General features: G+C 60.2%; 17 protein-coding genes. 5 read left to right on the top strand and 12 right to left on the bottom strand.

What is annotated here, in order from left to right; genetic code table 11:
* The first annotated feature begins 63 nt into the window (after nt 1-63).
* Nucleotides 64-426 carry a diacylglycerol kinase gene (locus AB4O23_RS26390; protein WP_065877192.1) on the top strand — a complete coding sequence of 121 codons (363 nt, stop codon included), beginning with the start codon at nt 64-66 and terminating at the stop codon, nt 424-426.
* Nucleotides 427-429: 3 nt separating this feature from the next.
* Here the strand turns inward: AB4O23_RS26390 and AB4O23_RS26385 are convergent, their stop codons facing one another.
* Nucleotides 430-1,356: a LysR family transcriptional regulator gene (locus tag AB4O23_RS26385; protein ID WP_065877191.1), complete on the bottom strand. Its 927-nt coding sequence runs from the start codon at nt 1,354-1,356 to the stop codon at nt 430-432.
* Between the two features lie 124 nt (nt 1,357-1,480).
* Here AB4O23_RS26385 and fpr point away from each other — a divergent pair, with 124 nt between their 5' ends.
* Nucleotides 1,481-2,260 carry a ferredoxin-NADP reductase gene (gene fpr / locus AB4O23_RS26380; RefSeq protein WP_017529767.1) on the top strand — a complete coding sequence of 260 codons (780 nt, stop codon included), beginning with the start codon at nt 1,481-1,483 and terminating at the stop codon, nt 2,258-2,260.
* 83 nt (nt 2,261-2,343) lie between these two features.
* On the opposite strand, the gene tsaA is transcribed toward fpr, so the two are convergent.
* The 7 genes from tsaA to AB4O23_RS26345 all read right to left on the bottom strand — a co-directional run bounded on the left by tsaA (nt 2,344) and on the right by AB4O23_RS26345 (nt 7,152).
* The gene (gene tsaA, locus AB4O23_RS26375; RefSeq protein WP_065877190.1) at nt 2,344-3,039 is read right to left on the bottom strand and encodes a tRNA (N6-threonylcarbamoyladenosine(37)-N6)-methyltransferase TrmO; all 696 of its coding nucleotides are present in this window, start codon (nt 3,037-3,039) and stop codon (nt 2,344-2,346) included.
* A gap of 3 nt (nt 3,040-3,042) precedes the next feature.
* On the bottom strand, nt 3,043-3,504 hold the full coding sequence (locus tag AB4O23_RS26370; protein ID WP_017529765.1) for a YehS family protein: 462 nt from the start codon (nt 3,502-3,504) through the stop codon (nt 3,043-3,045).
* Nucleotides 3,505-3,571: 67 nt separating this feature from the next.
* Nucleotides 3,572-4,282 (bottom strand): rRNA pseudouridine synthase, encoded by a 711-nt coding sequence (locus AB4O23_RS26365; protein WP_065877189.1) that lies wholly within the window; start codon nt 4,280-4,282, stop codon nt 3,572-3,574.
* Nucleotides 4,283-4,400: 118 nt separating this feature from the next.
* Nucleotides 4,401-4,871, bottom strand: a complete 471-nt coding sequence (locus AB4O23_RS26360; protein WP_017529763.1) for a GNAT family N-acetyltransferase — start codon at nt 4,869-4,871, stop codon at nt 4,401-4,403.
* A 101-nt stretch (nt 4,872-4,972) separates the two neighbouring features.
* Nucleotides 4,973-6,313 (bottom strand): 30S ribosomal protein S12 methylthiotransferase RimO, encoded by a 1,341-nt coding sequence (rimO, locus tag AB4O23_RS26355; protein WP_017529762.1) that lies wholly within the window; start codon nt 6,311-6,313, stop codon nt 4,973-4,975.
* A 183-nt stretch (nt 6,314-6,496) separates the two neighbouring features.
* Complete coding sequence (locus AB4O23_RS26350) at nt 6,497-6,832, bottom strand: helix-turn-helix domain-containing transcriptional regulator (protein WP_065877188.1); 336 nt, start codon at nt 6,830-6,832, stop codon at nt 6,497-6,499.
* A 38-nt stretch (nt 6,833-6,870) separates the two neighbouring features.
* Nucleotides 6,871-7,152, bottom strand: a complete 282-nt coding sequence (locus tag AB4O23_RS26345; RefSeq protein WP_460150311.1) for a type II toxin-antitoxin system RelE/ParE family toxin — start codon at nt 7,150-7,152, stop codon at nt 6,871-6,873.
* Between the two features lie 414 nt (nt 7,153-7,566).
* Here AB4O23_RS26345 and AB4O23_RS26340 point away from each other — a divergent pair, with 414 nt between their 5' ends.
* The 3 genes from AB4O23_RS26340 (at nt 7,567) to AB4O23_RS26330 (ending at nt 11,169) form a co-directional block, all read left to right on the top strand.
* Nucleotides 7,567-9,468, top strand: coding sequence for a potassium transporter Kup (locus tag AB4O23_RS26340; RefSeq protein ID WP_017529759.1), 1,902 nt, complete (start codon nt 7,567-7,569; stop codon nt 9,466-9,468).
* A gap of 136 nt (nt 9,469-9,604) precedes the next feature.
* Nucleotides 9,605-10,711 carry an NADH:flavin oxidoreductase/NADH oxidase gene (locus tag AB4O23_RS26335; RefSeq protein ID WP_068934112.1) on the top strand — a complete coding sequence of 369 codons (1,107 nt, stop codon included), beginning with the start codon at nt 9,605-9,607 and terminating at the stop codon, nt 10,709-10,711.
* Nucleotides 10,712-10,983: 272 nt separating this feature from the next.
* Entirely contained in the window at nt 10,984-11,169 is a 186-nt protein-coding gene (locus AB4O23_RS26330) for a hypothetical protein (RefSeq protein ID WP_017529757.1), read from the top strand.
* A 110-nt stretch (nt 11,170-11,279) separates the two neighbouring features.
* Here the strand turns inward: AB4O23_RS26330 and AB4O23_RS26325 are convergent, their stop codons facing one another.
* The 4 genes from AB4O23_RS26325 to AB4O23_RS26310 form a co-directional block, all read right to left on the bottom strand.
* Nucleotides 11,280-12,905, bottom strand: coding sequence for a glucan biosynthesis protein D (locus AB4O23_RS26325; RefSeq protein ID WP_065877186.1), 1,626 nt, complete (start codon nt 12,903-12,905; stop codon nt 11,280-11,282).
* Between the two features lie 270 nt (nt 12,906-13,175).
* Complete coding sequence (locus AB4O23_RS26320) at nt 13,176-14,600, bottom strand: gamma-aminobutyraldehyde dehydrogenase (protein WP_137219936.1); 1,425 nt, start codon at nt 14,598-14,600, stop codon at nt 13,176-13,178.
* 166 nt (nt 14,601-14,766) lie between these two features.
* Nucleotides 14,767-15,576 carry an ABC transporter permease gene (locus tag AB4O23_RS26315; protein WP_116078351.1) on the bottom strand — a complete coding sequence of 270 codons (810 nt, stop codon included), beginning with the start codon at nt 15,574-15,576 and terminating at the stop codon, nt 14,767-14,769.
* A complete protein-coding gene (locus AB4O23_RS26310; RefSeq protein WP_017529753.1) occupies nt 15,566-16,498 on the bottom strand; it encodes an ABC transporter permease in 933 nt (310 codons plus the stop codon). Before AB4O23_RS26310 ends, AB4O23_RS26315 begins: the two co-directional genes overlap by 11 nt.
* Nucleotide 16,499: the final 1 nt, after the last annotated feature.

The following is a 16,499-nucleotide window of genomic DNA, read 5'->3' as shown; positions in this document are numbered from 1 at the left end:
TCACGCTTTTTTGACTTTGCGTGATCTAGCTTCCCCACTTCTTTGGTTCAGTTGCCTACGTCTATGTCGCCTTTCAAGGGTCAAACCGGTATCAAACGTATCTTCAATGCGGGGGGCTATTCCCTGGATGGCCTGCGCGCGGCCTTCACTGGCGAGGCGGCTTTCCGTCAGTTGGTGCTGCTCAACGTGATCCTGATCCCGCTGAGCTTTTTCCTGAACGTCAGCCGGGTCGAGCGCGCTTTGCTGATTGCGGTATGCCTGTTGGCCCTGATTGTCGAGTTGCTCAACTCGGCGGTGGAAGCGGCCATCGATCGCATCTCTCTGGACCGCCACCCCCTGTCGAAAAACGCCAAGGACATGGGCAGCGCCGCGCAATTCGTCGCGCTGACCATGATCACTCTGGTATGGGCAGTGATCCTGGTCTGAGCCTCAGGCAATGTTCGGCAGTACGATCTCGTCGCTGCGTTGAACCCCTGCGGTGAAAGCGCGGCACAGCTCCAAAAACTCGCGCATCGCCGAGGTCTGGTACTTCTGCTTGTGCCAGATGAAGTAGAACTGTCGCGCCAGGTCCAGGTCCGGGGTCTCCACCGGCACCAGGCTGCCGCGCCGAAACGCGTCGCGCAGCGCCAGGCGCGAGATGCAGCCAATCCCCAATCCGGATTCCACGGCGCGCTTGATCGCTTCGGTGTGTTCCAGCTCCAGGCGGATATTCAGTGCGCTGCGGTGATGGCGCATGGCCTGGTCGAAAGTCAGGCGCGTGCCTGAGCCTTGTTCGCGCAGGATCCACGCTTCATGGGTCAGCTCTTGCATCGTTGCCACGCCGCGTTTGGCCAGGTGATGCTGCGGCGCGCAAAACACCACCAACTCATCTTCGACCCAGGTTTGCACTTCGATGTCCGGATGGCTGCAGTCGCCTTCGATTAGACCCAGGTCAATTTCGTAATGCGCAACCTGGTGCACGATATTGGCAGTGTTTTGCACATGCAGCTTCACTTGGCTTTCCGGGTGCTGCTGCATGAAGCTGCCGATCAACAGCGTCGCCAGGTAATTACCGATGGTCAAGGTGGCGCCGACTGCCAGGGAGCCGAAGCCGGACTTGCCATTGAGCAAGTCCTCGATCTCCTTGGCCTGGTCCAGCAATGCCACCGCCTGCGGTAATAGCTGATGGCCGAGCGCGTTGAGGCTCAGGCGTTTACCGGCACGGTCGAATAATTGGCAGCTGGATTGGCGCTCCAACTCGGTAATCGACGTGCTGGCCGCAGATTGGGATAAGGCCAGAAGGCCAGCAGCGCGTGAGACGCTTTCCTGCTGGGCGACGGCGACGAAGACTTGCAGTTGACGGAGAGTAAATCGCATATCGATATAACCGATAACCCTTATCTTAATAATCCAGTTAACAGATATTGTCGCCGCCATTAGAATGCTGTGCAATTGCGCGCTTCATCTCTGGCGCAGACCCACTTCCAGGAGTCCCCCGTACATGAGCAACATGAACCACGAGCGTGTCCTCAGTGTTCATCACTGGAACGACACTCTGTTCAGCTTCAAGTGCACCCGTGATCCGGGCCTGCGCTTCGAGAACGGTCAGTTCGTGATGATCGGCCTGCAACAGCCCAACGGCCGCCCGCTCATGCGTGCTTACTCCATTGCCAGCCCGAACTGGGAAGAACATCTGGAGTTCTTCAGCATCAAGGTGCCGGATGGCCCGCTGACTTCCCAATTGCAGCACTTGAAGGAAGGCGACGAGATCATCATCAGCAAAAAGCCGACAGGCACCCTGGTGCTTGACGATTTGAAGCCGGGCAAACACCTGTACTTGCTCAGCACGGGTACCGGTTTGGCGCCGTTCATGAGCGTGATCCAGGACCCAGAGACCTACGAACGCTTCGAAAAAGTGATCCTGTGCCACGGCGTGCGTTACGTCAACGAAGTCGCCTACCGCGAATTCATTACCGAGCACCTGCCGCAGAACGAATTCTTCGGCGAGGCCCTGCGTGACAAGCTGATCTACTACCCGACCGTGACCCGCGAGCCCTTCGAGAACGAAGGCCGCCTGACCGACCTGATGCGCAGCGGCAAACTGTTCCGCGACATCGGCCTGCCGCCGATCAACCCCGAGGACGACCGCGCCATGCTGTGTGGCAGCCCAAGCATGTTGGATGAGACCAGCGAAGTGCTGAACAGCTTCGGCCTGAAAGTTTCGCCACGGATGCGTGAGCCGGGTGACTACTTGATCGAGCGTGCGTTCGTCGAGAAGTAAAACAGTCAGGCCATGTGCTGACTTCGCAACACAGTAGAACCCAATGTGGGAGGGGCTTGCCCCTTCCACATTGGGTTTCCGGTTTATCCGGCAGGCACCACTTCCAATACACAAATGACGCCAGCTTCAGGGTAGTGCCACCGCACATCCACATCCCAGAACTGCGCTCCGTATTCGCGCTCAGGCCCAGGCGTTTGATACGCCGGCCGTGGATCTTGCGCCAAACACTGATCAATCAACTCCACCAACGGTTCACCAAGGCGCTGCGCATGGCCTTGTGCCTGCTGCAGCGCTGTCTTCAGCCACTGCACCGCAATCAACGCCGGCGCACCACTGGCGATGCCATTGGTGGCCGTGTCGACAATATCGGCATACGGCACATATGGCTTGATATCCAAAACCGGTGTGCCATCGAGCAAATCGATCCCGGAAATCCATAGCCGGCCCGCTTCCACCTTGTCCAGCTTGACCACCGACTGGCCGATGCCGTTGGGCCGATGGGTCGCACGGGTGGCAAATACGCCCATGGACGTGTTGCCGCCCAGGCGAGGCGGGCGCACTTTGAGGCGTGGTGTGTCTTCCAGGGCCTGGTGGAACAGGAACAGCAGCCACACATGGCTGACCTGCTCCAAGCCCTGCACCGCCTCACCACCGTCGAACGGCGCCACCAACTCCAGCACGCCCCGGGCTGCAGGCGCCAGTTGCGGTTGGCGCGGGATGGCGAACTTCTCCTTGAAGCAGGAGCGAACGAAGCCGACGGGCGAGACTTGATAGCTCATGGTTTACGCACGAACCCGCAGGGTCAGCCCCTTGAGGAAGTTGCGCAGCAACTGGTCACCACAGGTGCGGTAGTTGGTGTGGCCGAACTTGCGAAACAGCGCGCTCAGTTCCGGCTTGGACACCGGGAATTCGGCGGCTTTGAGGATGGCATGCATGTCGTCTTCCTTGAGTTCGAAGGCCACGCGCAGCTTCTTGAGGATGATGTTGTTGGTCACCGGCGTTTCGATCGGCTGCGGTGGACGGCTTTCGTCCTTGCCGCGCTTGAAGATCACCAGGCCGTCCAGAAAGTGGGCCATGACGTCGTCCGGGCAGAACACAAAGCCTTCTTCTTCGTCTTTCTTGAGGTAGGTCAGCAGGTCGTCCTTGGTCACGTCCATGCCGCCGAGCTTGATGATCTCGACCATCTTGTTGTCGCTGATGTCGAGCATGTAGCGCACGCTGCGCAGTACGTCGTTGTGAATCATGGTGGGCAATCCTGGTATTCAACTGAGGGCACCGCCTATCGGGCGGTACCGAGAAAAGGGGAGCGGCTTAGAACTTCTCTTTGCCGGACAGGTAACGCCATTGACCGACCGGCACCTTGCCGATGGACACGCCGCCGATGCGGATGCGGCGAATGGCCACAACCTTCAGGCCAACGGCTTCGCAGAACAACGCGATCACGCCGGGCTGTGGGTTTTTCATCGCAAAGCGCAGGCGGTTTTCGTTCTGCCAGCTGGCTTTGACCGCTGGCAGCTCTTTGCCTTTGTAGGTCAGGCCGTGGTTGAGGCGGTTGAGCCCGTGGGCAACCATGTCGCCCTCGACCTCCACCACGTATTCCTGCTCGATCTTGGCTGCATCGGCGGTCAACTTGCGCAGAATTTTCCAGTCCTGGGTAAAGACCAGCAGGCCGCTGGCCTTGGCCTGCAGGTCGGCGCTGGCGGTCAGGCGCAGGAAGTGGCCCTTGAGCGGGCGCTTGCTGAAGCGGTGTTCTTCGGACAGGGTGTCGGCGCTGATCGAGGCCATGGCCGTCTCGGCATCCACGCCGGCAGGGGCGTGAAGCAGGATGGTCACCGGCTCCGGCGCGGTGGCCTTGGCCTCGGGGTCGAGTTCGACCTTCTCGGTGGTGACCTTGAACTGCGGCTCGTCGATCACTTCGCCGTCCACCGAGACCCAGCCGCCTTCGATAAACAGCTCAGCCTCCCGACGGGAGCAACCGACCAGTTCGATAAGGCGTTTGGAGAGGCGTATGGGGTCAGTCATGACAAGGGCCGTAACAAAAGGGGGCGGCTATTGTACCTGCCTGGCGCCGGTTAATCCCGGCCCCATTTCAGCGCGGTGCTCTATTGATCAAACGCAATTCAAAATGGCGCGGTGTGGGTCAGCCACGGCATCGTTGCTGCTGCTGGCGCAAACGCAGATGCAGCAACGGATAAGGCTGGCCCAGGCCGTCATGCGCCGAACGACCGATTACTTCGAACCCAAACTTTAAATAAAACCCCAGGGCCTGGGGGTTCTGTTCGTTGACGTCCAGTTCCTCGGCGTTCATATGCTCAACCGCATACCCCAGCAGTTGCCGGCCGAGGCCCTGGCCACGGTGCTGTGGGTCGATAAACAGCATCTCCACTTTGCCCGCTGCTACGCCGGCAAACCCGGTGATGCGCTGGCGCGAGTCCTTGGTGCAGATCAGCATCACGGCGTCGAGGTAGCGGGTCAGCACCAACTCTTTGAGCAACACGATGTAACTGTCCGGCAAGAAATCGTGGGTGGCCCGCACCGAAGCCTCCCAGATCCGCGCCAATGCTGGGTAGTCACTGGTTTTAGGTGTGTGGATAACCGAATGCTGACGCATGCCCGCTGCCCCTCGCTGTGAACGGTGCTGATGGGCGAAACAATAGACCTAAAAAAGCCCTGCATCTTGTCCAGAAGCAGGGCTTTTTTATTCTTTACCGATCAGGCGCGTTTTTCCGCCCACAAGTCGTACTCGTCGGCATCGGTCACCGTGCACCACACCTTGTCGCCCGGCTTCAAGCCGCTGGCGTCGTCGATAAACACGTTACCGTCGATTTCCGGCGCGTCGAAGAAGCAGCGGCCAACGGCACCTTGCTCGTCGACTTCGTCGATCAATACTTCGATTTCCTTACCGATGCGCAGTTGCAGGCGCGCCGAGCTGATCGCCTGTTGGTGCGCCATGAAGCGTTCCCACCGGTCTTGCTTGACGTCGTCCGGCACCACGGCCAGGTCCAGCAGGTTGGCGGGGGCGCCTTCCACTGGCGAATACTGGAAGCAGCCGACGCGGTCCAACTGGGCCTCGGTCAGCCAGTCCAGCAGGTACTGGAAGTCTTCTTCGGTTTCGCCGGGGAAGCCGACGATGAAGGTGGAGCGGATGATCAGCTCAGGGCAGATCTGGCGCCAGTTCTTGATGCGCGCCAGGGTCTTGTCTTCGAAGGCCGGGCGTTTCATGGCCTTGAGCACTTTCGGGCTGGCGTGCTGGAACGGAATGTCCAGGTACGGCAGGATCTTGCCAGCGGCCATCAGCGGAATCAGCTCATCGACGTGCGGGTACGGGTAAACGTAATGCAGGCGCACCCACACGCCCAGGCTGCTGAGGGCTTCGCACAGTTCGGTCATGCGGGTCTTCACCGGCGCGCCGTTCCAGAAACCGGTGCGGTATTTCACGTCGACGCCGTAGGCGCTGGTGTCCTGGGAGATCACCAACAGCTCTTTGACGCCGGATTTGACCAGGCGCTGGGCCTCGTCCAGCACATCGCCCACCGGGCGGCTGACCAGTTTGCCGCGCATCGACGGGATGATGCAGAAACTGCAGCTGTGGTTGCAGCCTTCGGAAATCTTCAGGTACGCGTAGTGGCGTGGCGTCAGCTTGATGCCTTGCGGCGGCACCAGGTCGATCAGCGGGTTGTGGTCCTGGCGCGGCGGCACCACGTCGTGCACGGCGTTGACCACCTGCTCGTACTGCTGCGGGCCGGTCACCGCCAGCACGCTGGGGTGCACGTTGCGGATATTGCCTTCTTCCACGCCCATGCAGCCGGTCACGATGACCTTGCCGTTTTCCTTGATCGCTTCGCCGATCACTTCCAGCGACTCAGCCTTGGCCGAGTCGATGAAACCGCAGGTGTTGACCACCACCACATCGGCGTCCTGGTAAGTGGACACGACGTCATAGCCTTCCATACGCAGTTGCGTAAGGATGCGCTCGGAGTCGACGAGCGCCTTCGGGCAACCCAGGGAAACAAAGCCAACCTTGGGGTTGGCTTTTGCGATGGTGGTGGACATGTCTAACCTCGGTATTGAATGACGCCGCCGGTCGTGCACGACGAGGCAACGGACGGGCGCTTGGCGCGCCTCTGATCAAAAAGTGCGCAATTCTAGCGACGGGCAAAGCAATTGACCAGCTTTATGCAGGGAAATGCGACGAGTGCTGCGCTGGGTAATTCGCAGTGCGGCTACTTACGCTTTTTAAGCGTGAACATCTTGCTCTGTACGGTGAGATACGACTTTGGACATCCCCACGCCCAACGCCTGAAGCACTTTGAGCAGGGTGGAGAGCTTCGGGTCGCCGCCGACTGCAATGGACCGGTACAGATTTGCCCGATTGAGTCCCGTGTTCTGGGACAGGTTGAGCATCCCTCCACGCGCTTCCACCACTCGACGGACAGCGACAAGAAAGGCGTCCTCACCACCCGCTTCATCGATTTCTTCAAGTGCGGCGGATAGATACTCCAGAGCGAAGGCTTTGTTGTCTCGGAGCATTTCAAGGACGCTGTCTTCATGAGAGCGAGTACGAATAGTCATTTTTGCTGCACCTTATAGGATTTCCAGAGAGCCTTGGCTTACTCGATGTCGTTCTGCTGCCTGACCTTTGAGCCACCGCCCAACAGGAAAACAATTTTTCGGTCCTGGAGTGCGTAATACACGCGAAACCCAGGCCCAAAGTCGAGCTTCATTTCAAAGACCCCATCACCCACCGGCTCGGTTATTCCGAAGTAACCAAGTGACGCTCGGTCCACTCGGGTGGTGATTCTTGCTTTAGAACGATTGTCTTGAACGGTGTCTAGCCAGGCTTGGTAGATATCCACGCCATTGGCGGACAGCACGTGTTTCACTTCGTACATAAGGAATGTACCTTAAAAGAGACATGTCGATGATTGAGTTTCTATATCGACTGCGATCGCCGTGCGCGGGCACGTTTGATAGAGCGAACCAAGCCGGCCAAGGATTTCTTAATCGCATCCTTAAGGTAGGCACCGCCGAGTCGCGCCAAAATATACGGTCGGCGGTAAGTGTGATCAATGCAGGCAAAAAGGCTCCAAAAGGCTGTGTCAGTCATAACTGATCGCCTAAAGCAGCCTCTAAAGCACTTGAGCAGGGAAATGCGACGAGTGCTGCGCTATGCTTCGCGCCGTTACCTACCGGGAAAACCCGTGGGTCAACAAAACGTCTGTTACGAGAAGTAAAACAGCGCATGCTAGGGTCAGCTTAGAGGCGTTGTTTATAAAAGACCGCAGGTCAAAGGGCAGGAGTGGTTGATGGGTCAGGCAAGTAGTCAGGCAGCGGGTGCCGAGCATTCCAACGTCAAGCCGATTGGCATGCTGGTGGCAGCGGTTGGGGTGGTTTACGGCGATATCGGGACCAGCCCGCTCTATACCCTTAAAGAGGTGTTCACCGGCGGTTATGGGGTTCAGGTCAATCATGATGGTGTGCTTGGGATCCTGGCGCTGATCTTCTGGTCGCTGATCTGGGTGGTGTCGATCAAATACATGTTGTTTGTGCTGCGTGCCGACAACCAGGGGGAGGGCGGCATCATGGCCCTGACGGCGCTGGCTCGACGGGCGGCAGGGGAGCGCAGGAAGTTGCGCAGTTTCCTGGTGGTCTGTGGCCTGTGCGGCGCGGCGCTGTTCTACGGCGACAGCATGATCACCCCGGCGATCTCCGTATTGTCGGCGGTAGAAGGCCTGGAACTGGCGTTCGATGGCCTGGAAAAATGGGTCGTGCCCATTGCGCTGGTGGTGCTGGTGGCGCTGTTCCTGATCCAGAAGCACGGCACCGACCGTATCGGCAAGTTATTCGGACCGGTGATGGTGACCTGGTTCCTGGTGCTGGGCGGCCTGGGCATCTATGGCATCTCCCAGCATCCGGAAGTGCTCAAGGCCTTGAATCCGATCTGGGCCGTGCGGTTCTTCGAAGCTCACCCAGGCATTGGCGTGGCCATCCTTGGCGCCGTGGTGCTGGCATTGACCGGCGCTGAAGCGCTGTATGCCGATATGGGCCATTTTGGCCGCAAGCCCATCGCTCGCGCCTGGTTCATGCTGGTACTGCCGGCGCTGGTGCTCAATTATTTCGGCCAGGGTGCCCTGCTGCTGGGCGACCCGGAAGCCGCGCGCAACCCGTTCTACCTGCTGGCGCCGAGCTGGGCGCTGATCCCGCTGGTGGGGTTGTCGACCCTGGCTACGGTGATCGCCTCCCAAGCGGTGATTTCCGGGGCGTTCTCGTTGACGCGCCAGGCGATCCAGCTGGGTTACATCCCGCGCATGCATATTCAACACACCTCCAGCGCCGAACAGGGCCAGATCTATATCGGCGCGGTGAACTGGTCGCTGATGGTCGGCGTGATCCTGCTGGTGCTGGGCTTCGAGTCCTCCAACGCGTTGGCCTCGGCTTACGGTGTGGCCGTGACGGGCACCATGCTGATGACCACCATCCTGGTCTCGGCCGTGATGCTGCTGCTGTGGAAATGGCCACCGGTGCTGGCCGTGCCGGTACTGCTTTGCTGCCTGTTGGTCGACGGGCTGTATTTTGCGGCCAACGTGCCGAAAATCATCCAGGGCGGCGCTTTCCCCGTGGTCGCGGGGATCGTGCTGTTCGTGTTGATGACGACCTGGAAGCGCGGCAAGCAATTGCTAGTAGATCGCCTCGACGAAGGCGGCCTGCCGCTGCCGATCTTTATCAGCAGCATCCGCGTGCAACCGCCCCATCGCGTGCAGGGCACGGCGGTGTTCTTGACCGCGCGGCCGGATGCAGTGCCCCATGCGCTGTTGCACAACCTGCTGCATAACCAGGTGCTGCACGAGCAAGTGGTGCTGCTGACGGTGGTGTACGAAGACATTCCGCGCGTACCGGCCTCTCGGCGTTTCGAGGTGGATGCCTACGGTGAAGGTTTCTTCCGTGTGATTCTGCATTTCGGCTTCACCGACGAGCCGGATGTGCCTCAAGCGCTGAAACTGTGCCATCTGGACGATCTGGATTTCAGCCCGATGCGCACCACCTACTTCCTCAGCCGCGAAACGGTGATTGCCTCCAAACTCGAGGGCATGGCGCGCTGGCGCGAAGGTTTGTTTGCCTTCATGTTGAAGAACGCCAACGGCAACCTGCGCTTCTTCAAACTCCCGGTCAACCGAGTGATCGAGCTGGGCACCCAGGTCGAAATGTAGCCTGGCGCTGTACGGGGGCCGGCAATCGGCTCCCGTTTTGTCTTCTGAACCCTGTGCAATCGAGCGTTGTCGACTAGGCTCTACTCACCGTTAGAGAGTCTTGAAGCTCGCCCACAGAACCCGGAAGAGGTGCGCCATGAGTCAGCTGCTCGAACCCTATACCCTGCGTCAATTGACCCTGCTCAACCGCATTGCGGTGTCACCGATGTGCCAATACTCCAGTGACGATGGCCTGGCCAATGATTGGCACCTGGTCCACCTCGGCAGTCGTGCCGTCGGCGGGGCCGGGCTGATATTCACCGAGGCCACCGCCGTGACCGCCGACGGCCGCATCACCGCCCAGGACCTGGGCCTGTGGAATGACCAGCAGATTGAACCGCTGCAACGGATCACCCGTTTCATTGCCGCCCAGGGCGCGGTGGCGGGGATTCAACTGGCCCATGCCGGGCGCAAGGCCAGCACCCACCGGCCATGGATCGGCAAGCATGGCAGCGTCAAGCCCGAGGATGGTGGCTGGGTGCCGGTAGCGCCTTCGCCGATTGCCTTCGACCCGCAACACACCCAACCCAAGCAGCTGGATGAAGCGCAGATCCAGCAAGTGGTCGCCGACTTTGTCGCCGCCGCCAAACGCGCATTGACGGCGGGTTTCGAGGTGGTAGAGATCCACGCCGCGCATGGTTACCTGTTGCACCAATTCCTCTCGCCCCTCAGCAACCAGCGCCAGGACCAGTACGGCGGCTCGTTTGAAAATCGCATCCGCCTGGTGCTTGAGGTAACCAGGGCCGTGCGCGAAGTCTGGCCCCAAGAACTGCCGCTGTTCGTACGGGTGTCGGCCACCGACTGGGTGGAAGACGGCTGGAACCCCGATGAAACCGTGGAACTGGCGCGCCGCCTGAGAGATTTGGGCGTGGACCTGATCGACGTTTCCTCCGGTGGCACCGCCGCCAATGCCGAGATCCCCACTGGCCCCGGCTACCAGACACGGTTTGCCGAGCGCGTGCGCAAAGAGTCGGGCATCGCCACCGGCACCGTGGGCATGATCACCGAACCGGCCCAGGCCGAGCACATTCTGCGCACTTGCCAGGCCGATATCATCTTCCTGGCCCGCGAACTGCTGCGCGACCCGTACTGGCCGTTGCACGCCGACGATGACCTGGGCGGGCGCAAAGCGATCTGGCCGGCGCAGTACCAACGGGCGACTCATCGGGACCAGCCGATTCATGAGTCTGACTTGCGCGATTGAGTTTTTCTCGGCAGTCGTAAACCCACCCTGAGCCGGTGGGTTTTTTTTTGCGTATGGTCGTGGGATTTGGCTGTAGGTATTTGTTACCGAAGGGGTTTTTTAAGTGAATGCTCTAAAAAAATCCCACACGTAACAAGATTGTTTCTACGCTTAGGGTAGGACTGGTTGCTGGCCCAAGAAGTCAGTCTTGTCCAGGGAGGCGTAGCGCTTCACAGGAGGCAGTGGGTGGGTGGGCGCCGTGAGTATTTGATCGAGATCAGGAGAAGCAGTCCATGGCCAAGTCCTATGGTGTAGCGGGTGTGGTGGCGTCTTTTTTGGCCCGCAGGCTGTCCTTGCGTGGTCGCAGGTTGAGTTCGGATGAGGCCGAATTGCTTACGCAGTATCGCGCTTTGAACGAAAACGATCAGGTGGCGATGCGTTATCTGGTGGGAGCGATGAAGAGTGTGTCGCGGTTTTAGGGCCAACGTAGAACCAGGGTGGGAGGGGGCTTGCTCCCGATGCGGTGTACCAGTCGGCTAACCTGTCACTGACACATCACTCTTGAGAGCAAGCCCTTCTCACATGGGTATCAGGTGTACTTGCGCAGCTCCGGCGCCGGCGGGAAGTACTGATACAGCCAGGTTTCACTCAAGGTGCGGTCCTGCGTGCGGATAAACAGGCGCAGCTCCACCGGTTCAACGCTGTCGCTGGTCGGGTACCAGTCGAACAGGATGCGGTAGCCCTTGATGTTGTCCAGCACCAGCACGCTGAAGTCTTTCACTTCACCGTGGGAGCAGGTCACCACGGGTTCGATCCCGGTGCCCGCGGGCAGACGCTCCAGACCTCCGCCCTTGAAATCCACCGCAAAGCGGCGTGCCCACACGCTGGGGTAATGTTCGCCCGGCGCCCAGCCTTCGGTGAACCCGCCCATGCCGGAACGGGTTGCATCGACTTGCGCCAACGGTGTGCTCACCGGTGGCAGGGCGCTCCAGTACAGCTTGTAGCCATAGTTGAGCGAGTCACCGGCGGCCACCGGCTGTTTCGGGGTCCAAAAGGCCACGATATTGTCCAGGGTCTCGCCGGTGGTGGGGATTTCCAGCAGGTCGATCGAGCCTTCGCCCCAGGCGGTGGTCGGTTCTACCCACAGGCTTGGGCGCTTGCTGTACCAGTCCACGGTGTCCTGGTAGCTGGCGAACTCATGGTCGGTCTGCACCAGGCCGAAGCCTTTCGGGTCTTTGTCGGTGAAGGTGTTGAACTGCAGCTTGGCCGGGTTATTCAGCGGGCGGCAGATCCACTCGCCATTGCCGCGCCACATCGCCAAGCGGTCCGAGTCGTGGATCTGTGGGTGGATGGTGTCGCACATCCGACGCTCATGGGTGCCGCAACTGAACATGCTGGTCATCGGTGCGATGCCCAGTTGTTCGATGGTGGTACGTGCATTGATATGCGCATCGATGGCCATCACCACCTGGCTGGCCTGGCAGTCGATATCGAAACGGTAGGCGCCGGTGGCGCTCGGCGAGTCGAGCAGGGCGTAGACCACGAAGCGGGTGGCGTCCTTGTCCGGGGTTTCGAACCAGAACTGCGTGAAGTCGGGGAATTCCTCGCGTTTTTTTGCATAGGTGTCGATGGCCAGGCCACGTGCCGACAGGCCGTATTGGCCGGTGGCATCCACCGCGCGGAAGTAACTGGCGCCGAGGAACGACAGCACGTCATGGCGATCCAGTTCCGGTGCCTTGAACAGCTTGAAGCCGGAGAAGCCCAGGTCGCCGGTCAGCTGTTGGGTGTCGACGGTGGTTTTTTCATAGTTGAACAGTGACGGACGAAAGTGCACCTCCCGCGCTTCACGGGTCTTGGGGTCGACGCTGTGCATGCGCACCGGCGTCTTGAAACCCATGCCGACGTGAAAGAACTGCACGTCCAGTTGGCCGTTCAACTCTTTCCACAGCGAATGCTTGCCGTCGTAGCCGATGGCGTTGAAATTCTGCGGGGTCATGCTCGCCAGGGTTGGCGGCAGCACCTGTTTGGTGTCTTTGTACGCGGTCCCGGCGAGTTGCTTGGCCTGGGCTTTCAGCGTGTCGAAGTCGAACGCCACGGCCTTGCCATCGGCGGCGCGGTTACCCGCCCAAGCCTGCGCGGCCAGCAGGCCGCTGGCCGATAAACCGGTGTAAGCCGCAATGGCCATGGACGCTTTGAGCAAATTCCTGCGATGCATAGAGACAACCTGTCGTGAGCAAATCCCGCGCCGTACCTGGCACGTGCTGGATCAGAAATTACGGTTCGGACATGCCTTCGGCCAAACGCAACGGACATTAAACAGACGCCGGATAGCTTAAGCGGTTCGGTGGGGAAGGAAAATTGATTGATGGCGGGGTGATGGCAGTGCATATGAAACAAGACGTTTCCGAGCCTGTGAGGGGAATACCCTACCCAGAAATCATGCAGATAAAAAACGGGGAGGGACTTGCTCCCTCCCCCATTGGCTTCAGTGCTTGAACATCACATGGCGAACGGTGGTGTAGTCCTCCAGCCCATACATGGACATGTCCTTGCCATACCCCGACAGTTTCTGACCGCCATGGGGCATTTCGCTGACGAGCATAAAGTGGGTATTTACCCAGGTGCAGCCGTACTGCAAGCGTGCGGCCAAGCGATGGGCTCGCCCTACATCGGCGGTCCATATGGATGACGCCAGGCCGTAGTCCGAATCATTGGCCCAGTTCAGCACCTGGGCTTCGTCGGCGAACTTGGTCACCGACACCACCGGCCCAAACACCTCGCGGCGCACGATCTCGTCGTCCTGCTGCGCATCGGCCAATACCGTCGGCTCAAAGAAGAACCCATTGCCTTGCACGGCCTTGCCACCCGTGACCAGGCGGATATGTGGCTGCGCCACGGCACGTTCGACAAACCCGGCGACGCGGTCCCGGTGCTGCGCGGTGATCAACGGGCCCAACTCGGTGGCCGGGTCATCCTGCAAGCCGTACTTGATGCTCGACACGGCGATGCCGAGTTTCTCGACGAAGGCATCGTAGATATCCGCCTGGGCATAAATGCGGCACGCGGCGGTGCAGTCCTGGCCGGCGTTGTAAAAGCCGAAGGTGCGGATGCCTTCCACGGCGGCGTCGATGTCTGCGTCGTTGAAAATAATCACCGGGGCCTTGCCACCCAGCTCCATGTGCATGCGCTTCACGCCGTCAGCGGTGCTGGAAATGATATTCGCGCCGGTGGCGATGGAGCCGGTCAACGACACCATGCGCACTTTCGGGTGGCTGACCAATGGGCTGCCCACCGTAGGCCCACGACCGAACACCAGGTTGAGCACGCCAGCCGGAAAAATCCGCGCCGCCAGCTCAACCATGCGCAACGCCGTCAGCGGGGTTTGCTCCGACGGTTTGAGCACCACGGTATTACCGGCGGCCAGGGCCGGGGCGATTTTCCAGGCGACCATCATCAGTGGGTAGTTCCACGGCGCGATAGAGGCGATCACGCCCACCGGATCGCGGCGGATCATCGACGTATGGCCCGGCAGGTATTCACCGCCCGCCGAGCCGCTCATGCAGCGGCTGGCGCCGGCAAAAAAGCGGAACACGTCGGCAATCGCCGGTATCTCGTCGTTCAGTGCGGCGTTGTACGGCTTGCCGCAGTTGTCCGATTCGAGCTTGGCCAGCTCAGCGCCGTGGGCTTCGATCGCGTCCGCCAGTTTCAGCAGCAGCAGCGAACGGTCCTTCGGCGCGGTTTGCGACCAGCTTTCAAAGGCCGCGTCGGCGGCACGCACGGCGGCGTCGACCTGGGCTTCGCTGGCTTCGTTGATTTCCACCAGCACCCGGCCCAATGACGGGTTGAATACGGCCTGGGCCGGGCCTTCGCCTTGTACCAGTTGGCCGTTGATCAGCAGTTTGGTTTGCATGGTTCAGCTCTCCTCAAACGAATGTTATTTCCCTGAAGAAACCGGCTCTAAATGTGGGAGGGGGCTTGCCCCCGATGGCAGTACATCAGACAGCCCTGTATTGACTGAAATACAGCTATCGGGAGCAAGCCCCCTTCCACATTGGAATCGCATTCCTCCAGTCAAGTTATTTACCGCCACTACCGGCCACGCTTTCCCCGCCACGTGTCAGGTAATAGGCCCCCAGAATCGGGACCATCGTCACCAGCATCACCAGCATCGCCACCACATTAGTCACCGGCACGTCCCGTGGGCGGCTGAGCTGGTTGAGCAGCCAAAGCGGCAAGGTGCGCTCGTGGCCGGCGGTGAAGGTGGTGACGATGATTTCGTCAAACGACAGCGCAAAGGCGAGCATGCCGCCGGCCAGCAGCGCCGAGCCCAGGTTGGGCATGATGATGTAGCGAAAGGTCTGCCAGCCGTCGGCGCCCAGGTCCATCGAGGCTTCGATCAGGCTGTGGGAGGTACGGCGCAACCGTGCGATCACGTTGTTGTAGACGATCACCACGCAGAACGTTGCGTGGCCGACGATGATGGTGAACATTCCAGGCTCGATGCCCAGCGTCTTGAACGTGGCCAGCAAGGCGATACCGGTGATGATCCCCGGCAGCGCAATCGGCAGGATCAGCATCAGGGACACGCCTTGCTTGCCGAAGAACTCCCGGCGATACAACGCCGCCGACGCCAGCGTGCCGAGCACCATGGCAATCAGGGTGGCAATCGCGGCGATCTGCAGCGACAGCTTGATCGCTTCCAGCACATCCGGCCGGGCGAAGGCCACGCTGAACCACTTCAAGGTAAACCCCTGGGGCGGGAAGCTGAACGCGGCCTCTTCGGTATTGAAGGCGTAGAGGAAGATGATCAGGATCGGGAAGTGCAGAAACACCAGGCCGCCCCAGGCTGCGATTTTCAGGCCCAGTGATGATTGATCAGAGTGCATCGAAGGCCCCCAGGCGTTTGACGATGGACAGGTACACGGCGATCAACACGATCGGCACCAGGGTGAACGCCGCGGCCATGGGCATATTGCCGATGGCGCCTTGCTGGGCGTAGACCATGCCGCCGACAAAGTAGCCCGGCGGGCCCACCAGTTGCGGCACGATGAAATCGCCCAGGGTCAGTGAAAACGTAAAGATCGAACCGGCGGCGATCCCTGGCACCGACAACGGCAGAATCACCTGCATAAAGGTCTGGCGCGGCTTGGCGCCCAGGTCGGCCGAGGCTTGCAGCAGCGACGGCGGCAAACGCTCCAGCGCAGCCTGGATCGGCAGGATCATGAACGGCAGCCAGATATACACAAACACCATGAACCGCCCGAGGTGCGAGGTGCTCAAGGTGCTGCCGCCCACGCCGGGAATGCCCAGCACGAACTGCAACAGCGGCTCCAGCCCCAGGTGCTGCACGAACCACTGCGCCACGCCGCCCTTGGCCAGCAGCAGGGTCCAGGCGTACGCCTTGACGATATAGCTGGCCCACATCGGCATCATCACCGCGATATAGAAAAACGCCTTGGTCTTGCCCGTGGTGTAGCGCGCCATGTAGTAGGCGATAGGGAAGGCCACGATCGCGCTGGCGATCGACACCACGATGGCCATGCTCAAGGTGCGCAGGATGATGTCGAAGTTCGACGGCTGGAACAGCGCGGCGAAGTTGGCCAGGGTCAGGTCCGGCGTGACCGCCATGGTGAAATCGTCGAAGGTGTAGAAACCTTGCCAGAGCAGGGTCAGCAGCGAACCCAGGTAGATCGCGCCGAACCAGATCAACGGCGGTATCAGCAACATCGCCAGGTAGAGGTTGGGCTTGCGGTACAGCAGGTTGGAAAACCTGCGCAGCGGCGGTTGTCGGGAAACGGCCAGGCTCATC

It is taken from the genome of Pseudomonas sp. H2_A10 (assembly GCF_054680085.1).
Note: the sequence above shows the minus strand (reverse complement) of the source record. Positions and strands in the feature narration are given on the sequence as shown.